The following is a 1,681-nucleotide window of genomic DNA, read 5'->3' on the forward strand; positions in this document are numbered from 1 at the left end:
CCCCCTCTGTCAGGATAGATGTCGTGTCCATTTTGCACTCTAAATCTCAAGGAGGGGGCGGTCAGTGAGACCAGCGTGGGACAATATAGCGAAGAGTTCAAAGAACAGGCGGTTAGGCGTCTGATGCCGCCCAATGCGCAATCCGTGGCGCAGGTCAGTCGGGATCTCGGCGTCTCTGATGTCAGCCTGTACAATTGGCGTAACCAATATCGTGATCGAGGTAACGCCGTGCCTGCGGACCCATCCAATCCAGAGAACTGGAGCGGCAAGAACAAGCTTGCGGTCGTCATTGAGACCGCCGCCCTGAACGAAGAAGAGCTCTCCACGTACTGCCGGGAAAAAGGGCTGTATGTCGAGCAGGTGCGGCGCTGGCGGGCAGCAGCTGAGTCCGGTGCCGAGGTGGACCGACCTCTGACCGCGGCTGAGCGCCGGGAGTGGCAGCAGGAACGGAAGAAGAGCCGAAAGTTGGAGAAGGAGCTCAATCGCAAGGACAAAGCCCTGGCGGAGGCAGCGGCCCTGTTAGTGCTCCAAAAAAAAGCCCGAGCGATCTGGGGGGACAACGAGGACGATTGATTGTGGAAGCGGATCGGCAACAGGCGATTGATCTGATCGAGGAAGCGGTGGCGGCTGGCGCCCGCTGCTTTCGAGCCTGCGAGGTACTGGAGATTGATGTGCGAACACTGCAACGGTGGAAACGAGCTCTCAGGCTGGCGATGCCTGGCGACCAACGCAAGGCTGCCGCCCAAGCCCGTACGCCAAGCAATGCGCTGACGCCTCTGGAGCGCGACGAGATTGTCCGCGTGTGCAATCTTCCCGAGTATTGCAGCCTGGCACCCACGCAGATTGTGCCGCGCCTGGCTGATGCGGGCCGGTATCTCGCCTCGGAGTCGAGCTTTTACCGGGTCTTGCGTGATGCCGAGCAGGTCAATCGCCGCGGCGCTTCGGAACAGCCCAGGACAGTGCCAAAACCCCAAGGCTTTTGCGCCACAGCGCCCAATCAGGTCTGGACCTGGGATATTACCTTCCTCGCCAGCAGCATCCGCGGGCAGTTCTATCGGTTGTACATGATTGAGGACATCTTTAGCCGCAAGATCGTCGGCTGGGAAGTCCACGCGGAAGAATTGGCGGAGCATGCCAGCATCCTGATCGGCAAAGCCTGCCTGGCGGAAGGCATTCGCCTTGGCCAGCTGGCCCTGCATGCTGACAACGGGAGCCCCATGAAGGGCGCCACCATGCTGGCGACCTTGCAGCGGCTGGGCATAGTCCCATCGTTCAGCAGGCCATCGGTGAGCGACGACAACCCTTACTCCGAGAGCCTGTTCCGTACACTCAAGTACACGCCGGCCTATCCCCGCAAGCCGTTCGAGAGTATCGAAGCAGCGCGGGCTTGGGTCTACGAGTTCGTTACTTGGTACAACAATGAGCATCGTCACAGCGCGATCAAATACGTGACGCCGGCACAGCGCCATGCTGGCCTGGACAATAAGTTACTGCGACAGCGGAAAGCAGTTTACGAAGCGGCGAAAGCCGCACATCCACAACGGTGGTCTGGCCCGACACGCGACTGGGAAAGAACCAGCGAGGTCTGGCTGAACCCACCGAAAGAATTGTGCGCTGAGAAACCATCATTGGCTAAGGCTGCATAATCAATGAACGCGACATCTTTGTTGACAAACACCGC

The 1,681-nt window shown here is 59.4% G+C and carries 1 protein-coding gene; it reads left to right on the forward strand.

Going from position 1 to position 1,681, the window contains the following annotated elements; all coding sequences use genetic code 11:
* The first annotated feature begins 75 nt into the window (after nt 1–75).
* A protein-coding gene (locus Q6D67_RS21535) for an IS3 family transposase (RefSeq protein WP_370552024.1) occupies nt 76–1,646 on the forward strand; the annotation gives its coding sequence in 2 pieces (ribosomal slippage) (nt 76–538 and nt 538–1,646; 1,572 coding nt in all).
* Nucleotides 1,647–1,681: the final 35 nt, after the last annotated feature.

The sequence above is a fragment of the Haliea sp. E1-2-M8 genome, from assembly GCF_030649675.1.
In the GTDB taxonomy this organism is placed as follows: Bacteria; Pseudomonadota; Gammaproteobacteria; order Pseudomonadales; family Halieaceae; genus Haliea.